The 17,243-nt window shown below is 42.2% G+C and carries 13 protein-coding genes and 1 tRNA gene; 2 read left to right on the forward strand and 12 right to left on the reverse strand.

All coding sequences use genetic code 11. The features are described 5' to 3' along the window. From Q1J64_RS03810 to Q1J64_RS03820, 3 genes are all read right to left on the reverse strand, one after another. Positions 1-1,401 (reverse strand): efflux RND transporter permease subunit (locus tag Q1J64_RS03810; RefSeq protein WP_301107765.1); only part of this gene is annotated, 1,401 nt, incomplete at its 3' end. A gap of 195 nt (positions 1,402-1,596) precedes the next feature. Beyond that, positions 1,597-3,171 (reverse strand): peptide chain release factor 3, encoded by a 1,575-nt coding sequence (locus Q1J64_RS03815; protein WP_301107766.1) that lies wholly within the window; start codon positions 3,169-3,171, stop codon positions 1,597-1,599. A gap of 103 nt (positions 3,172-3,274) precedes the next feature. Further along, on the reverse strand, positions 3,275-4,765 hold the full coding sequence (locus tag Q1J64_RS03820; protein WP_301107767.1) for a UDP-N-acetylmuramoyl-L-alanyl-D-glutamate--2,6-diaminopimelate ligase: 1,491 nt from the start codon (positions 4,763-4,765) through the stop codon (positions 3,275-3,277). Between the two features lie 173 nt (positions 4,766-4,938). Here Q1J64_RS03820 and Q1J64_RS03825 point away from each other — a divergent pair, with 173 nt between their 5' ends. Continuing rightward, on the forward strand, positions 4,939-6,012 hold the full coding sequence (locus tag Q1J64_RS03825; RefSeq protein ID WP_301107768.1) for a two-component system sensor histidine kinase NtrB: 1,074 nt from the start codon (positions 4,939-4,941) through the stop codon (positions 6,010-6,012). On the opposite strand, the gene Q1J64_RS03830 is transcribed toward Q1J64_RS03825, so the two are convergent. From Q1J64_RS03830 to Q1J64_RS03870, 9 genes are all read right to left on the reverse strand, one after another. Then, positions 5,989-7,377: an aldehyde dehydrogenase gene (locus tag Q1J64_RS03830; protein WP_301107839.1), complete on the reverse strand. Its 1,389-nt coding sequence runs from the start codon at positions 7,375-7,377 to the stop codon at positions 5,989-5,991. The genes Q1J64_RS03825 and Q1J64_RS03830 overlap by 24 nt on opposite strands. A 95-nt stretch (positions 7,378-7,472) precedes the next feature. Beyond that, entirely contained in the window at positions 7,473-9,578 is a 2,106-nt protein-coding gene (locus Q1J64_RS03835) for a heavy metal translocating P-type ATPase (protein WP_301107769.1), read from the reverse strand. A gap of 203 nt (positions 9,579-9,781) precedes the next feature. Beyond that, positions 9,782-10,678: an RluA family pseudouridine synthase gene (locus Q1J64_RS03840; RefSeq protein ID WP_301107770.1), complete on the reverse strand. Its 897-nt coding sequence runs from the start codon at positions 10,676-10,678 to the stop codon at positions 9,782-9,784. 167 nt (positions 10,679-10,845) lie between these two features. Beyond that, positions 10,846-10,918 (reverse strand) — tRNA-Val (locus Q1J64_RS03845). A 189-nt stretch (positions 10,919-11,107) separates the two neighbouring features. Continuing rightward, on the reverse strand, positions 11,108-11,257 hold the full coding sequence (locus Q1J64_RS03850; protein ID WP_301107771.1) for a hypothetical protein: 150 nt from the start codon (positions 11,255-11,257) through the stop codon (positions 11,108-11,110). A gap of 664 nt (positions 11,258-11,921) precedes the next feature. Continuing rightward, a complete protein-coding gene (locus Q1J64_RS03855; RefSeq protein ID WP_483315943.1) occupies positions 11,922-13,958 on the reverse strand; it encodes a TRAP transporter permease in 2,037 nt (678 codons plus the stop codon). Further along, complete coding sequence (locus Q1J64_RS03860) at positions 13,939-14,472, reverse strand: DUF1850 domain-containing protein (RefSeq protein WP_301107772.1); 534 nt, start codon at positions 14,470-14,472, stop codon at positions 13,939-13,941. Before Q1J64_RS03860 ends, Q1J64_RS03855 begins: the two co-directional genes overlap by 20 nt. A gap of 97 nt (positions 14,473-14,569) precedes the next feature. Further along, a complete protein-coding gene (locus tag Q1J64_RS03865; RefSeq protein ID WP_301107773.1) occupies positions 14,570-15,574 on the reverse strand; it encodes a TAXI family TRAP transporter solute-binding subunit in 1,005 nt (334 codons plus the stop codon). A gap of 217 nt (positions 15,575-15,791) precedes the next feature. Further along, positions 15,792-16,346 carry a phosphatidylglycerophosphatase A family protein gene (locus Q1J64_RS03870; RefSeq protein ID WP_301107774.1) on the reverse strand — a complete coding sequence of 185 codons (555 nt, stop codon included), beginning with the start codon at positions 16,344-16,346 and terminating at the stop codon, positions 15,792-15,794. 107 nt (positions 16,347-16,453) lie between these two features. Here Q1J64_RS03870 and Q1J64_RS03875 point away from each other — a divergent pair, with 107 nt between their 5' ends. Next, positions 16,454-17,176, forward strand: a complete 723-nt coding sequence (locus Q1J64_RS03875) for an esterase family protein (protein WP_301107775.1) — start codon at positions 16,454-16,456, stop codon at positions 17,174-17,176. Positions 17,177-17,243: the final 67 nt, after the last annotated feature.

The following is a 17,243-nucleotide window of genomic DNA, read 5'->3' on the forward strand; positions in this document are numbered from 1 at the left end:
TGAAATAGTTAAAGCGAATTCAGAAAAAATCTGTCCGATTAATCCGCTGATGAAAATAACCGGTACAAATACAGCAAGAGTCGTCAGCGTGGAAGCGGTAATTGCTCCCCCTACTTCCTTCGAGCCGTCATTCGCGGCAACTTTCGGCTCTTTGCCCATTGCTAAATGCCGTTCAATATTTTCGATTACGACAATGGCGTTATCGACAAGCATTCCGATTCCGAGCGCCAGTGCGCCGAGCGTCATGATGTTCAGCGAGAAATCCGCAAAATACATCAAGACGAATGTTACGATAACCGAATAAGGAATTGCTACGCCGATAATAATTGGGCTCTTGATCCCGCGCAGGAATAAGAAAAGCACAAGCATCGCAAACACACCACCGAGAATCAGTGACTGTCCGATATTTCCAATTGCCAGCTTCACATAGTCTCCTTGGTCAAACAGTATATTGGAATCTATGCCGTTGTATGCATCTTTTTCCAATAACTCATCTAGAGACTTTTTAAATTCTTTCGAAACAGTTGCAGTGTTAGCGCCTGACTCCTGCAGTACCGACATCAAGACAGCCTGCTCATCATTGGCACGTGTTTCTGTCTGCGCTTTCGGTTCAAGCAGCGCTACATCTGCCACATCTGAAACTTTGATTTTTGTTCCTGTTAATGGATTCGCTCCAAGCTGAATGTCGCGTATATCCGAAATACTTTGTAGAGAGCTGATAATTCTAGTTGTTAATGTACGGCCTTCATTTGTATCAATTGGATCGCCAGGCATCGAGACATTGCTCGCCTGGATCATTTGCACAACATCTGATTGACCAAGACCATGTTCCTTTAATTTATCAGGATCTAAAATCACCTGGACGTCTTCAATAATTTTTCCTGATACGTTGACACTGGCGACTCCGTCGATGCGCCGTAATTCTTTTTCTAAGTCCTCCGCTATGCTTCTAATATCCGCTTTGGCATCATCTGTACGCAGTGATAATTGAATAACCGGGAATTGAGAAGGGTCGAATTTCATAAAGCGCGGTTTATTTGCACCGTCAGGAACCTGTACCTGATCAATTCGCTGCAAGATATCCATCTGCACGTCATCAATTGTAGAGGACCAGTCAAATTGCAGGAATAGTAAATTGGCACCTTCCTGAGACGAAGACTGCATAGATTTCAAACCGGGCGCCGTAGATAAGCTTTCTTCCAGCGGTTTCGTAATCTTCTCGCTTACTTCTGTCGGAGAGGCACCAGGATAATTGGTGACAACTACTGCGACGGGCGGATTTAAATCCGGTATGAGTGTCATCGGAATCTTGAAGAACGAGACAGCTCCTAATATGATGACCAAGAACATCGTGACCAGTGTAAATACAGGGCGTTTTACCGAAAAGCTGCTTATCTTCATACATCTATTCCTCTCTGTCACTATAGAAAAATTTATACCATTCTACCATACCATTTGTCTCAGTTACTTTCATCATGGGGATATCAAAAATTCAAATCAAATTAACACAATGGAAAAATCTTTTTTCTTTTAGTAAAAATAGCAAACGACCCGGCTGGATAACAATGAATCCAACCGGGTCTGTACGCAATATAATTATAGCTGATTGTACAGCTTAATATCTGGGAATTTATCTTGGAACCAACGCATAGCAAAATCGTTTTCGAAGAGGAATACTTTTTTATCGAAGCGGTCTTTAACCAGTAATGCCCGCTGACCAGCCATCGATTCTTTGACTTCTTCTTCATTCTCAATCCAGCGAGCTACTTTCGAACCCATTGTCTCCATTTGTACTTCCACATGATATTCCGCTCTCATACGGTGTTCAAACACTTCAAATTGAAGCTGACCTACAGCTCCTAAAATCACTTCTTCTGTATGGAGTGTCTTATAATACTGAATTGCACCTTCCTGAACGAGCTGCAGAATCCCTTTATGGAATTGCTTGGATTTCATAACGTTTTTCGCAGATACCCTAACAAATAATTCGGGCGTAAACTGCGGCAGCGCTTCGAATTGGAAGTTCGCTTTACCACCGATTACTGTATCGCCGATCTGATAATTTCCTGTATCGTACAGACCGATGATATCACCCGCCACTGCTTCATTGACAGTTTCACGATCATCCGCTAAAAACTGTGTCGTTTGAGACAACTTGAAGTTTTTGGACAGTCTCGGCACGGTAACTGACATACCTCTGTCAAAGTGTCCGGAGACAATACGTACAAACGCAATACGATCACGATGAGCTGGATTCATATTCGCCTGGATCTTAAAGATAAATCCGGTGAATACTTCTGATTCCGGCGCTACTTCTTCTCCTTCGCGCGTTTTTCTCGGCTGAGGAGCTGGAGCGAACTGCAGGAAAGTTTCCAGGAATGTCTGAACGCCGAAATTTGTCAGTGCACTTCCGAAAAATACAGGTGTCAATTCGCCTACTGCTATGCGCTCTTCATCAAAATCATTGCCTGCTTCATTTAGCAGCATAACGTCTTCGAGAGCCTGTTTATAATAAGAGGTTTCAGTCATCGAGTGCTGAACGGCAAGCTCCCCGTCTTCCGTTATTGGCAGAAATCTTTCCTCTGCTTCCGGACGCGCCAGCTCGACACGCTGATTAAAACGGTCATAAATACCGAGGAATTCTTTCCCCATACCGATCGGCCAATTCATAGCATAGGACTGGATTCCGAGCACTTCTTCCAATTCTTCCATCAATTCAAGCGGTTCCTTACCTTGACGGTCCATTTTATTAATGAATGTAAAAATCGGAATTCCGCGCATACGGCAGACTTTAAACAATTTAATCGTCTGCGGTTCGATACCTTTTGCAGAATCCACCATCATGACGGCTGCATCCACCGCCATCAGTGTACGGTACGTATCTTCACTGAAGTCTTCGTGGCCCGGCGTATCTAAAATATTAACGCGCTTTCCGTCATAATCAAATTGCAGGACAGAAGACGTAACCGAAATTCCACGTTGTTTCTCGATTTCCATCCAGTCAGAAGTCGCATATTTGCCGGACTTCTTTCCTTTTACTGTTCCTGCATCGCGAATGGCACCGCCAAAATATAGAAGTTTTTCTGTAATAGTTGTTTTACCGGCATCCGGGTGCGAAATGATCGCAAAGGTGCGCCGTGAATTTATTTCATCTTGAATCTTATTTTCCATCGTGGGAACTCTCCTTTTGTTTACGTTTTCTATCATAGAGAGTATACAGCGGCAAATCAATGTTTTTTCATTGTTTTGCAGAAAAAATCCATACACTCTTCTCTTATGAATTAACGGAAGTTCCGCCGAATTTTTTACGCGCTTCATCCAGAGCGATCTCTGCATCGGAATGAGGATATTTCGTGTGGCCTATAATCTGATAGTTCTCATGGCCTTTTCCCGCGAAAATAATGATATCCCCTTCATTTGCCATCTCAATTGTATGACGTACTGCTTCTTCCCTGTCACCGATGCATGCATATTGGTCATGTGGCATACTCGCACTTAATTCGGAAACGATCGATTCATACGGTTCGTCTCGCGGATCATCTGTTGTAAAGACTACATAATCAGCCGCAGCAGCTTTTTCTCCCATTACAGGACGCTTCAGACGGTCCCGGTTTCCGCCTGTGCCAATCAAAAACAGCAGCCGTTTGCCATCTTTTTTCAACGGTTCAACAGTGGCAATCGCTTTTTCAATGGCATCAGGTGAATGAGCATAATCAATAAAGATCGTCAGCGGTAAAGATGTTTCGACTTTCTCTAAACGTCCCTTGACCGTCGAGATATTCGCAAGCAACGGCAAAATCTCTTCAACTGTCATTCCTTTTGCATAAAGAGCTGCCACAGCTGCCAACGCGTTATAAACATTAAACTCGCCAATTAACGGCATCGTCACAGGATATGTACCATCCGGTGCAAGTAACACGAACTTTGTACGGTCAGGGAACATTTCAATAGAAGTCGCCTGAAATGCGGCCTTGACTCGAATTCCATACGTCAATACAGGATAAGACGTTACTTCCGTCATTTTGCTGCTCCACGGATCATCTGCATTGACAATAGCATACTTCTGCTGATCAAGCTGCTGACCGAGATGCGCGAATAGCAGTGCTTTTGCGGCACTGTAATTCTCCATAGTTTTATGATAATCCAAATGATCATGGGTTAAGTTTGTAAAAATCGCAATATCGAATTCCGTTCCCGCTAGTCTTCCTTCAATTAAACCATGAGAAGACACTTCCATCGTCATTGACTGACAGCCTTCATTTGCAGCCTGAGAAATCATTTGCTGTGTCGTTAAAACGTCAGTTGTCGTATTTTCCGTTTCATACAAAATATCATTTAACTTAAAACCAATTGTGCCGGACACCGCGGTTTTCTCTCCAGTCTGCCGCAGCATATCATGAATGATGTTGCCGACACTGGTCTTACCGTTCGTGCCAGTCACCCCGATCATTTTCATTCGTTTCGAAGGATAACCGTAAAACTTGGACGCAAGAAGCTGAATTGCTTTTAAAGAATCTTCTACATAGACAACCGCTGTCCGCTCCTCATCTACAGTAATCGGTTCAGAAGCGATAATCAGGCGCGCCCCGCTCAATAACGCATTATTGACGAATTGGTGACCGTTCACAGTATATCCTTTTAAGCAGACAAACGCCCCCCCGTCTTGTACCGCGCGAGAGTCAACCGCCAAGTCAGTCACGGTTTCCGGGACGGTCCCTATAATCGTTTTGACAGGCAGGACAGATAAAAGTTCATTCGTATTCATATAGTTTCCTCCAATAGAACATTAGATAAAATTGATAATTATAAAAAATAAATGTATTTTAGCTTCAAATGAAGTAAAATATATATAACAAATTTCTATCATCTTTGCTGATTACATTCAAAAAGTTCCCCTTAGATGAATTATTTGAATTTTATTAAGGGAGGTATATTACATTGCTTGGACAGCATTTCAACGAACCCCGTTACTATAACTATTTTGACCTTTTTTTCAAACAATCACAAGATGCTATTTCTGTTTTTGATTTGGAAAACAGAGTGATTACAGGAAATCCAGCTTTTGAGAAGCTGTACGGTTGGTCATTAGAGGAATGCGTAGGTGAAAAAATCCAGTTTTATCCTGACTCTGAAATAGAGAAAGTTGAGCAACGATGCGAATTATTAAAGCAAGGCATGTCGTTGGCGAATGAACGAGTTACAGAACAGCGTAAGGACGGAAGTATTTTTCAGGCAGAAATTAGCATGACACCTATTTTTAATGACCAGGATGAAGTGATGGCATTTTCCTACGTCACACGAGATATCACATCTCGCCTTCAGCTCGAGCAGAATAAATTAGAAATCGAACGACTTCAGACAATGAGTATGATTGCAGCTGTAGTGGCACATGAAGTTCGCAATCCAATGACAGCGATTACCGGTTTCATTCAAATGATGAATCAAGACTCAACAAACCCCTACACTTCTTTCACTCAAGTTATGGAAATGGAAATCAAGCGGGTCAACCAAATAGTTTCTGATTTTTTAATCCTGTCAAAACCGACCCTTCACAATCCTTCGTACTTTTCAATAACTGATACGCTCAAAACCGCTATCGAAGAATTTCAAGAAGACTTTGAACTACGAAATATCGTACTCTCTTCGACGTTCCCTGAACAAGAATTAACGTTTTATGGCAATCAATCCTCATTGAAGCAAGTTCTCTATAATGTCTTAACCAATAGCTATGATGCCATTGAGCAGAATGGAAGTATTTGTCTTTCCCTAAATTTACGTGAGGATACTTTTTCAATACGTATCCAAGACGACGGCGAAGGAATGGATAATGATACGCTAGAAAAACTTTACATGCCGTTTTTTTCCACAAAAGCAGAAGGTACTGGACTCGGCATGATCATTTCTAAAAAAATTATTGTTGACCATAAAGGCACTCTGGAAGTTGACAGTCTCCAGAGTGTAGGAACCACAGTCACTATTACGCTGCCGTTAACGGATAACCCGCTTCACTAAAGGCAGTTTCCCTTTATACGGCGGATAGCCGATCGGCAAAGTAACGGAAGTACTTTTCTTCATCATAGATTTCGAATGAGTAAACGTATCGAAACTTGCTTTACCGTGGTATTGATTCATACCCGACGGCCCGACACCTCCAAACGGCAAATGAATATTGCCAACATGCGATATCGTATCGTTAATACACCCTCCGCCAAACGGCAGTGCCTCGATGAAATGATCGGCGGCATTGTCGTTTTCTGTGAAGAAATAGGCAGCGAGCGGCTTCGGTTGCATGCCGATCTGGTGAATTGCTACACCGAGATCATCGTAAGCCAGAAGTGGAAGAATTGGTCCAAAGATTTCTTCCTGCATACTCGCCCTATTCCAATCGGGTATACCTAAGATTGTTGGCTCGATATATAAATCTTCTGCATCTGTGCGCCCGCCTTCTATAATATAGGACTGATCTTCTTCCAAGATGTTCGCCAGGCGCTGAAAATGGCGTTCATTGACGATCCGTCCATAGTCTACGCTCTTTTGTGCGTTTTTACCGTAAAATCGTTTGATCGCTTTCTTCATTTCCTCCAGTAGCTGATTGTAGATAGAAGCATCAGCCAGAACATAGTCCGGTGCAACACATGTCTGTCCGTTATTCAAGAATTTTCCCCAGACAATTTTTTCTGCCGCTTTCTTTATATCAGCGGTATGATCGACGACTGCCGGGCTCTTCCCACCTAATTCAAGCGTCAGAGGTGTCAGACGCTCCGCACAAGCCTTCATAACGATTTTGCCGACATTCGCACTGCCGGTAAAAAACACATAGTCAAACGGCGCTTGCAGCAATAGCTGTGTTTCTTCTTTTCTGCCCTGCACAAGATGAATATAGTCAGAAGGGAAGATGTCTGCAATCATTTTTTCAACTGCATCCGCCGTGTGCGGTGTATCTTCAGACGGTTTCAACACTGTACAGTTGCCTGCTGCAATCGAGCCAACCAGCGGATCAATCAGCAGTTGAAATGGATAATTGAACGGCGCGATCACCAGTACACTCCCGTAAGGCTCCTTGACAACAAAACTCGTCGCTGGCTGCAAATGAATCGGCGTTTTCGCTTTTTCAGGCGCCATCCATTCTTCCAATTGATTCATAGTATGGGTAATACTCGATAAAACAAACCCGATTTCTGTTACATATGCCTCAAATGAAGGCTTACGCAAGTCTTTATGCAACGCCTCCATCAGCTTCTTTTCATTACGCTGAATCGCATTGTATAAATTTTGCAGCATCATTTTTCGAAAAGATATACTGCGTGTCACACCGGAAACATAATACGTCTTCTGTTTGCTCATGATGATATCCAAGTCGTTTTTCGTCATGCTCACATCATTCACGCTCCTCATTTTCGTACTTCCTTCCATTCTACCATGTTGCCCAAAAGAAAAAACTCCGAACGATTTAAATCGTCCGGAGTACTTACTTATATTCTGCTTCTCATGAGGCGTAAAGAGTTCAGTACAACGATCACCGTCGCGCCCATATCAGCCATTACCGCCATCCACAATGTCAGCCACCCCGGAATAATCAGCAATAAAGCAATTACTTTTAAGCCTAGCGCAATCGAGATATTCTGCAAAATGACTTGCTTCGTACGCTTGCTGAGCCCGATCGTGTACGGCAATTTTTCCAGATCATCCGCCATCAATGCAATATCTGCCGTCTCGAGCGCTGTATCCGTTCCCGCGCCACCCATGGCGATGCCGATATTCGCACTAGCCAAAGCAGGTGCATCATTGACTCCATCACCCACCATAGCTACTTTGCCGTATTGTCCCAGCGATTTTATCATGGCTACTTTTTCTTCCGGCATCAGTTCCGCTTGCACTTCAGAAAGTCCTAACTGTTTACCGATTGCTGACGCAGTAGACTGATTATCCCCTGTCAGCATGACGGTTTTTTCAATGCCAATATGATGCAGTTTCTCAATGATTGACAGACTGCTTTTACGGACCTGATCAGCCACTGCAATCATGCCGTCAAGACCTTGTTCTGACCAGATCAACATGACCGTCTTGCCTTGCTGCTGCAACTCAAGTATCCGCTGTTCATATGCCGAATCCAATTCATTCATTTCTCTGTAAAGATTCGGACTGCCGACATACACTAACCTGCCGTCAAGAACTGCTTTCGCGCCTTTGCCCGTAATCGACTGAAAGTTTTCTGCTTTCGTCAAGCGGTTTGGCAATTTTTCAGCTGCTCGCATGATGGATGTTGCGAGCGGATGCTGTGAAAACTTTTCAATAGCAGCTGCCTGCAACAGCAGTTCTTCTTCCGTCAATGAAGAAACAGAAATTGTATCCGTCACTTCTGGACGTCCTTCAGTCAAAGTACCCGTTTTATCGAATGCCACTACTTTGATCTGTCCCGTTTCCTCTAGATGAATACCACCTTTAATTAGCACACCATTACGCGCTGCATTTCCTATCGCTGTAACAATTGCAATGGGTGTCGAGATGACCAGCGCACACGGACAGCCGACTACGAGCACGACAAGGCCTTTATAGAACCATTCGCTCCATAAACCGCCCATCATTAGCGGCGGAATGATCATGATTAATAATGAGATCACAAGAATTGCAGGGGTATAGTATTTCGCAAATCGATCGACAAACAGCTGCGTAGGTGCTTTTTCTGCCTGCGCCTCTTCGACCAAATGAATGATTTTTGCTATCGTCGTATCTTCCGCGAGCTTCGTCACACGCACTTGCAGCGAGCCTTCTTCATTCAGCGTACCTGCGAATACTTCGTCACCAATCACTTTGTGCACCGGTACTGATTCACCGGTGATTGCAGCCTGGTTAACAGAAGAATCCCCCTGAATCACTTCACCGTCCATCGCAATCTTCTGGCCCGGTTTGATGAGAATCACATCATTGATTTGAAGAGTTTCTACTTCGACTTCAAATTCATTGCCGTTTCGCAACACCATAGCTGTTGAAGGAGCAATTTCAATGAGTGAGCTAATGGAATTTCTCGCTTTATCGATTGAATAGCTTTCAAGCGCCTCACTGACAGAAAACAGGAATACCACGACTGCACCTTCTGCCCAGTCTCCAATTAAAGCTGCACCAATGACCGCAATCGTCATCAATGTAGACATATCAAACTCTAATTTGGTGAGATTCAACAATCCTTCTTTTAAGAGACTGTAGCCGCCGATTAAAATGGCCAGAGCGAAAAGCCCAATTGATAGCCACGTATTCCCGCCATTAACTGAAGAAACTGCGTACCCTGCCAATAACAAAACAAGCGCCGCGATCGTCGTCTGATTTTCTCGTTTTTGCCAAAACGGTACATGCTGTTTGATGATTCGCTGCTTTTCAGGGAATACTTTAATACCGTCAAACGCGCCGGCTTCTTCTAACTGCAAAATTGAAGCATCACCGGCGACAGTCAGCTTGGATGCCCCAAAGTTCAGTTGCACATCTTCTACCGAATCGATCTGCCGAATATTCTTTTCAAACTTCGCCGCACAACTCGTGCATGATAAATTTTGCAGACGATAGACATTTTTCTCGGTAGCCATTCAACCAATCCTTTCATCAATGTAAAGTTATGATTAACATTCAATCATCCGTTTGATTGATTACTTTCAGTATATTCAATTCTATTACTTTTGTCAATCAAGTCATTCAAATGATAACTTGAATGTAAATGTAAAAAAACAGTTCTATTAAGCAAAAATTGCTAATAGAACTGTTCCATAAAACGCCAGTCAGTCTTATGCTATTATTTCGACCGCGAAATAAACATCTGTGGTACTTCCGCTTCAAATCGCACCAATTCACCTGTTCGCGGATGCAGAAAGGATAAAGCTGTCGCATGAAGCCCTAAACGACGCAAAGGATTGCTCGTTGCACCGTATTTTTTATCTCCGACAACCGGATGACCCAATTCTTCCATATGAACACGGATTTGATTTTTTCGTCCGGTTTCAAGAAGAACCTCCAGTAATGAACATTCTTTGTTGGCTTGAATCCTTCTATAATGTGTAATTGCATGTTGCCCGCCATTATCAAATTGACTTGAATATACCCTGAATGCGCTGTTTTCAGTCAGCCAGGAGTTGATTGTGCCCGAAGCAGTTCTTACTTTCCCCTGTACAAGTGCAGTGTACATACGTTCCTTGACAGACTCACTCCATGTAGACTGCAAGGCTTGCTGCGTTTTTTCATTCTTGGCGAACATCATTACACCTGATGTGTCTTTGTCCAATCTGTGCACGACAAAGATTCTGTTTTCAGGATGACTTCTGCGGACGTAGTCTGTAACTTGCCGATAAGCAGTCATTTCATGTTCTTTTTTATTAGAAGACACAGAAAGCAATCCAGCATCTTTATTGATGACTATAATATCTTCATCTTCATGCAAAATGGATACGCCTACTAATTTAGACACGTTAAGAGCTGCTTTGTTACTTTGTATTTCAACCTTCTGTCCCGGCTGCAATGAATGATTATGTTGCGTTATCATTACGCCGTCTACCATAACCTGACCACGCGTCAAAACAGATTTAACAGAATTTCGACTGCTTTTTGACATAACTTGCAATAAAAACGGCAGCAATTCGACCTGTTCTTGAACAGTATATTCCGTTACGTTAGATACTTGTTGCTTTCTTTTCATAAAACTAACCTCCAACATGAAAATAGTTTACATCTTTATTTTAAATTGGGTAATAATATAATTTTCCATTAAAATATAAAAAAGAGACCCCTAGGCATCCGGCCTAATAGGATCTCTTATTGTTAAAAACCGTGTTCCGACGGTAATTAACTTAGGTTTGGCACCTATGATTCCTACTGGGCTCGAACCAGCGACCTCCACCCTGTCAAGGTGGCGCTCTCCCAGCTGAGCTAAGGAATCGAATTAAACTGCTATGTGCATATTGTGACAAACAAGTCAGCTTGGATAAGCACAAATACTATAATAGCATCATCTTCATTTATTGTAAATAGAGAAATTAAAAATCGGCAATTTTCCTGAAGTTAACAGAAGAATCACCGATTTTTATGAATAACTTTTACCTTTGCCAGTTGAAACACTCCTTTATCCTTACTGCATATGTGTAACTGATTCTTCTGCTTGTGCCTGCTCGAAGTATAAAAACTCTTCATGATCCAACTCGCTGATTCGTTCTTTGTTGATCCCGTGTGCCAAGTGACCTTCAAATAAGTTTTCAAACCATATGTCTTGATTCTGCATAGTTGATTCTCTCCTTTTTAGTTAGCTGAATTTTTATTGACGATATGTAATTCAGTATTTGTTATTGATTTGCTTATATATAGTATATACAGAATCAGCTATGGCAAAACTGCGTAATTAGTCCAAAATCATTTTATCTAATTATAGACCTTCGGCTTGTTGACTTTTATACATCCTTATGTTTTCCTTTCACTACTTTTTACTCTATTGCCTATATAACAATACTAGCAAGCTACTTTCCATATTAACGTCACTAGTTCGATACTCACAAATTAGTTAATCCACTTATTTACTTATTCAAAGGGTCTTAGCCATTATCTGTTCTTGACTTCACATATACTTTTATAACACGCCTGCTGTAAATGATAGATTAATGTGAAACCACGTGCTTTAAATGTACTAAGTAGGATTGGAGCGGAAGACGGTCGACTCCGGGAGGATCAGCCCGACAGGTAAGACAACTTGGGGGAGCAAAGCGACCGAGTTGGCTTATCGCGGGCCCTCCGGAAAGCGTACCGTCTGAAGCGCAAACCCCAAGCTGCTTGCTTAGTATCCTGTCAAGTTCATGTTTTGGCTAAGAGCCATTCAAATACTTAGTATTAAAATTTGATAAAAAAGACTTGTCTGCTCAACTTTACAGTTAAACAGACAAGTCTTTATAAAGTTAATCCGTTACCAATTTGGGCGGATTTTGTTTTTTATGACTAATAAACTGCCACGCCATCAAAATAGCGAATAGAACTAAACCAACAACATCCGTTAAGGTTTCTGGATAGATCAATAGCATACCAGTACCAACTGTCACGATTCGCATGATCCAGTTCAATTTAAGATACCAAAAACCAATCATTCCGGCTCCAATCGCTACCATACCAACAATAGCTGTAAATGTCACCCATACAATTTCCGGAACAGTAGAATCTAGCATTAGCATCGCTGGATTGAATACGAACATATAAGGAATAATGAAAGCTGCAATTGCTAGTTTAGCGGATGTAACACCTGTCTTAATCGGATCTCCACCCGAAATTCCTGACGCTGCAAAAGCGGCAAGTGCCACTGGAGGCGTGATATCAGCAATGATACCAAAGTAAAATACAAATAAGTGTGCAGAGACAGCTACCACTATCGGAACAGTCGCGCCTGGAGGCATATCAAGCATCAGCAAGGTAATTATAGCTGGTGCTGCAATTGTTGATGTAATAACGTAGTTTGCTGTTGTTGGCGAACCCATTCCCAGAATGATCGCTGCTAACATCGTAAAGAATAATGTCAGGAATACATTACCGCCTGCAGCAGAAATCAGACCGGTTGCCAAACTTAATCCCAATCCTGTTTTCACGACTACCCCTACAATAATACCCGCACAGGCAGTTGCGGCAGCAACGGCTAATGCTGTACGTGCACCGTCCACTAGCGCTTGAATCATATCGCGAATACCAATCCGTGTTTCTTTACTGATTGAACTGACAACAATCGTCAGAACGATACCTAATAACGCCGCTTTCATCGTAGGTATACCTACCAATAAGAACACGATAATCCCCAGAATCGGAAGGAGCAAATAAATTTTCTTCAGTGTTTCTTTTTTGTTTGGAATCTGAGAAGCATCCATCCCAGCTAGTCCAACACGCTTCGCTTCAAAGTGCGTCATAATCCAAATTCCGGTGAAATACAATAGCGCAGGAATAGCTGCTGCTTTCGCAATCTCCCAGTACGTCACTCCGCCAATGAACTCAACCATCAGGAATGCAGCTGCACCCATGATTGGCGGCATAATCTGACCGCCTGTCGAAGCCGCTGCTTCAACACCACCGGCAAATTCTTTGCGATAACCAAGCTTTTTCATCATGGGAATCGTATAAGAACCCGATCCCACAACGTTTGCTACAGAACTTCCTGAAATCGTACCTTGCAAAGCACTTGAGAAGATCGCAACTTTTGCTGGTCCACCTGTCAAACGGCCGGCTACGACAACTGCTAAGTCATTAAAGTAGTTCCCTACTCCTGTTTTCACCAAGAAGGCTCCAAACAGCAGGAAAACGAATATGAAAGTAGCAGATACACTGATCGGCGTACCGAGAATCCCATCTGTCGTAAAGAACATTAATTGAACTAAGTTTTCTACACTCTGACCCCTGTGGGCTAAGAATCCTGGGAAGTACGGACCGAAGAAAGCATAAATCAAGAATACGACTGAAATGATCGTGATCGGTAAACCAACAGCACGTCTTGCTGCTTCCAAAGTTAAAAGCACAGCCAGTATACCGATAATTAAATCAATGTCAGAAACGCGTCCGACACGGTACACTAAATCGCCCATAAATAACGGCCAGTATAAACCGACTGCAATGGCCAGTAATGACAAAATAATATCATAAAATGGAACTTTATTTCGTTTAACTCCAATTTTCTTACGTGCAGGGAACAATAAAAAGATCAGCGACAAAGCAAACCCTAAGTGAATGGAACGCTGTATCTGCGCAGTAAATGGTTTACCAATTGCTGTGTATAACTGAAAAATAGAAAATGCCAGTAAGCCAAAAAACACAATTTTGCTTATAAGACCTGTTAAATCTCGTGTATTGGATTCAGGATCATATTTTTGAAGAATTTCCAACTGTTCCCGTTCTGAAAGCGTACTCATTTGTTCATCCGACAATTTCGGAATTTCCTCTTCCCTATCCTTGTTTTTTGCCATCAATTCTAACCCCTCTCAACAATTCAAAATTCGATACTTTTGTTACATGAAAATCATAAGAATGCCCTCTTTGAAGATAATCCTTTAAGTGATAATCCTTTTGTTCATAACGCAGAGATAAGTCAGTATTTACTCTGCCCACATACAGAACAAACGAATTAATCACACGGTTTTCGAATGTAAGCGTATAAACACCATCCTCAACCACTAAAGTTTCGCCCTTCTCCGCATACCCGGGCAATCCGATGGCTACATCTTCATACTGCATAAATTCGAAACGGAGCTTTTCATTATCCGTTATTTTATATTGCTCCTTCACATTAGATAAATGGATGGAGTGAATATAATTCACCTGAAAATAACGATCAGTATGTAATGGAAGATAATACGAAATTGGTTTTTCGCTCCGTACTTCTTCAAGTACGACCACTTTTTTATAGGGATAAAATGTGACGATTAGAACCGCACTTACAAGCAAAGCGATCAGCAGAAGGATAATTTTCCTGAATTTCATCCGCTTATTCCTTCCTATTTTTACAATGAAGAATGGGACGGACAAAGCAATTTGCTTTACCGTCCCTGGCCTTCATTTCAGAAATCTCATTTTTTGATTAGTTTACTTCGTCAAAGTACTTCTGTGCGCCCGGGTGTACTGGAATTCCAATACCATCCAAACCGTTTTCCGCTTTGATCAAAGCGCCTTTAGCGTGCTGGATTTTTGAAGCGTTTTCATAAATTGCTTTTGTAATCTGATAGCCAAGTTCTTCAGAAATATCATTTTGCATAACAAGCATTGCACCTACAGAAACTGCAGGAGTATCCTCAGTTGAACCGTAAGTTCCGGATGGGATTACTTCTTTTGCATAGTATGGATATTTTGCGATTAACTCGTCTGCTTTGGCATCTTCAACCGGTACGATGAATACTTCCGCAACAGCGTTCAAACCTTCAACCGCACCTGTTGGCGTACCAGCAGTGATGAATGCAGCGTCGATCTGGCCGGCCTGAAGACTTTCCTGTGACTCACCGAAGTCCAGGTTTTGAGGCTTGATGTCATCCATTGAAAGACCGTGTATTTCAAGTAATTGCTCAGCGTTCGCATACGTACCTGAACCTGGAGCTCCTACAGAAACACTTTTACCTTTAAGATCTTCAAACGTTTTGATATTGTTCTTTTTCAATGTAACCAATTGAACAGTTTCAGGGTATAGTGAACCGACTGCAGACACTTCGTCGATTACTTCTCCGTCAAACATCATTTCACCTTTAGAAGCATAATACGCGATATCAGTCTGAACGAATGCGATTTGAGCGTCGCCGTCTTTAAGCGCCGTCATGTTTGCAGCAGATGCCTGAGAAACTTCAGCAGTTGTTTTAATGCCTGTTTCTTCAGTAATAAATTCAGCAAAAGAACCGCCTAATGGATAATAAGTTCCTTGTGTTCCGCCCGTAAGTAAACTCAAGAATTTGTATTCTTGTTCTGTTTTGCCTTCATCTTTGTTTCCGTCTCCTGCATCCTTGTCCCCGTCAGTTGCTTTGTCGGTACCGCAAGCAGCCAAAACAAAAAGAGCAAGCATAGAAACCAGTGCCAAAAGGCGAATAGAGTTTTTCTTCATGTGACAATCTCCCCTTTTCTAATAGTAGTCATAGACAAATTCATTCTACCATGAAAGCGCTTCAATGTGTCAATCTATTTCATAATTTCATAGTCAATAAGTTCACTTTATAATAGGAAATTGTACGTTTTACCATTCAATATTACTATTCTTTTTCTGATTCCACATAAAAAGGCGCACAAGTTCCGCATATTGCAGTGCTTGTGCGCCCAATTAATTATTGGCCGTTACCGTTCTGGACGTCTTCAAATGTCAGTCCAGCTTCCTGTAAATCACGTGTTCTGTGAGCAATCCTCGAAGCTGCACACGCAGCAACACTTGCCACTAAATCATCCAGGAATGTGTGAATTCCAATTCCTTTTTTCGTATCCAGTTCATTAATGATGCCGATTTTATTTTTATCCAGGTGCCCGAAAGTTGTAACTGCAATGGAGCCGTATGTATAAACCGCTCCCAAGGCAATCGTTTCATCCACCCCAAACAGACCTTCATCAGACTCTACAATCTGCTGCAACGGTGCAGACAATTGACCTCTTTCCGCGATTTCGTCCAGCTCCACACCGACCAGGATCGCATGCTGTAATTCGCGTTTGCGTAACACATTTTCAACCGAATCAATACATTGATCTAAAGACAGCCCCTTATTATAAGGCACCTGCATTTCATAAACAATTTTTGCAATATCCTCAATTTTGACTCCGCGGCGGATTAACGCATCCTTCGCAGCAGCCGTTACGATATCCGAATGAACAATATTTTTACCTGCTACCATACTATATCCCCTCTCTTTCCTGCCAATAACTTTTTTCACTGGCATTTCACTGTTAGTTATCGGTATGATATCTACTTAGTGTACATTATTTTTGGAGGTCGTACAAAATGAACCCTGGTAAGATAGAAGAAATCCGCTTTTACAGCAATGAACTGCAGGAAGAAATGGAATTGTTGCTGTATTTGCCTTCCCGCTATTCTCCCTTATACAAACATAACGTCATCATCGCGTCTGACGGAAAGGATTATTTCCAGCTTGGCAGAATCGGCCGAGTAGCAGATGAGTTAATGGAAGAAGAAATGATTGAACCTGCAATAATCGTCGGTATTCCTTACAAAACCGTCGCAGAGCGAAGACGCATGTATCATCCAGAAGGAGACCGACACCAAGCTTATATCCGCTTCCTTGCACATGAGTTAATTCAGTATATTGATGAAAGCTATCCAACATACCAAATGGGTGCAACCCGGATGCTGATCGGTGATTCATTGGCCGCTTCCATTTCCCTGCTGACAGCTGCTAAGTATCCAAATTGTTTTGGCAAAGTTGCGCTGCATTCTCCTTTTGTGAATGAACAAGTGCTCAAAGCAGTAGAATCCATAAAAGATCCGGCAGCCCTGTCAATTTATCATGTGATAGGTAAAGAAGAGACAAATGTACCGACAACCGCAGATGGCCGACTGGACTTTTTGACTCCGAACCGCGAACTTCACGAACTGATCAAAAAGAGGGGCTTCCCATATTTTTATGAAGAACTGGAAGGTGATCATACTTGGAAATCCTGGCAGCCGGATATCCGCCGTGCACTTCTGCAAATTAACAGCATATAAAGTTATTTGAGACAAATGCGACTATTTTCTGATATAATAGAATAGACGGACTTAATATGAAACAATT

This window comes from Sporosarcina sp. (assembly GCF_029257255.1).
Classification (GTDB): domain Bacteria; phylum Bacillota; class Bacilli; order Bacillales_A; family Planococcaceae; genus Sporosarcina.

Coding starts and splice junctions, on each gene's coding strand:
- Q1J64_RS03835 (WP_301107769.1), bottom strand. CDS start 9,578: ATGGCTACCGAGAAAAATGTCTATCGTCTGCAAAATTTATCATGCACG.
- Q1J64_RS03865 (WP_301107773.1), bottom strand. CDS start 15,574: ATGAAGAAAAACTCTATTCGCCTTTTGGCACTGGTTTCTATGCTTGCT.
- Q1J64_RS03815 (WP_301107766.1), bottom strand. CDS start 3,171: ATGGAAAATAAGATTCAAGATGAAATAAATTCACGGCGCACCTTTGCG.
- Q1J64_RS03820 (WP_301107767.1), bottom strand. CDS start 4,765: ATGAATACGAATGAACTTTTATCTGTCCTGCCTGTCAAAACGATTATA.
- Q1J64_RS03840 (WP_301107770.1), bottom strand. CDS start 10,678: ATGAAAAGAAAGCAACAAGTATCTAACGTAACGGAATATACTGTTCAA.
- Q1J64_RS03870 (WP_301107774.1), bottom strand. CDS start 16,346: ATGGTAGCAGGTAAAAATATTGTTCATTCGGATATCGTAACGGCTGCT.
- Q1J64_RS03855 (WP_483315943.1), bottom strand. CDS start 13,958: ATGGCAAAAAACAAGGATAGGGAAGAGGAAATTCCGAAATTGTCGGAT.
- Q1J64_RS03860 (WP_301107772.1), bottom strand. CDS start 14,472: ATGAAATTCAGGAAAATTATCCTTCTGCTGATCGCTTTGCTTGTAAGT.
- Q1J64_RS03850 (WP_301107771.1), bottom strand. CDS start 11,257: ATGCAGAATCAAGACATATGGTTTGAAAACTTATTTGAAGGTCACTTG.
- Q1J64_RS03875 (WP_301107775.1), top strand. CDS start 16,454: ATGAACCCTGGTAAGATAGAAGAAATCCGCTTTTACAGCAATGAACTG.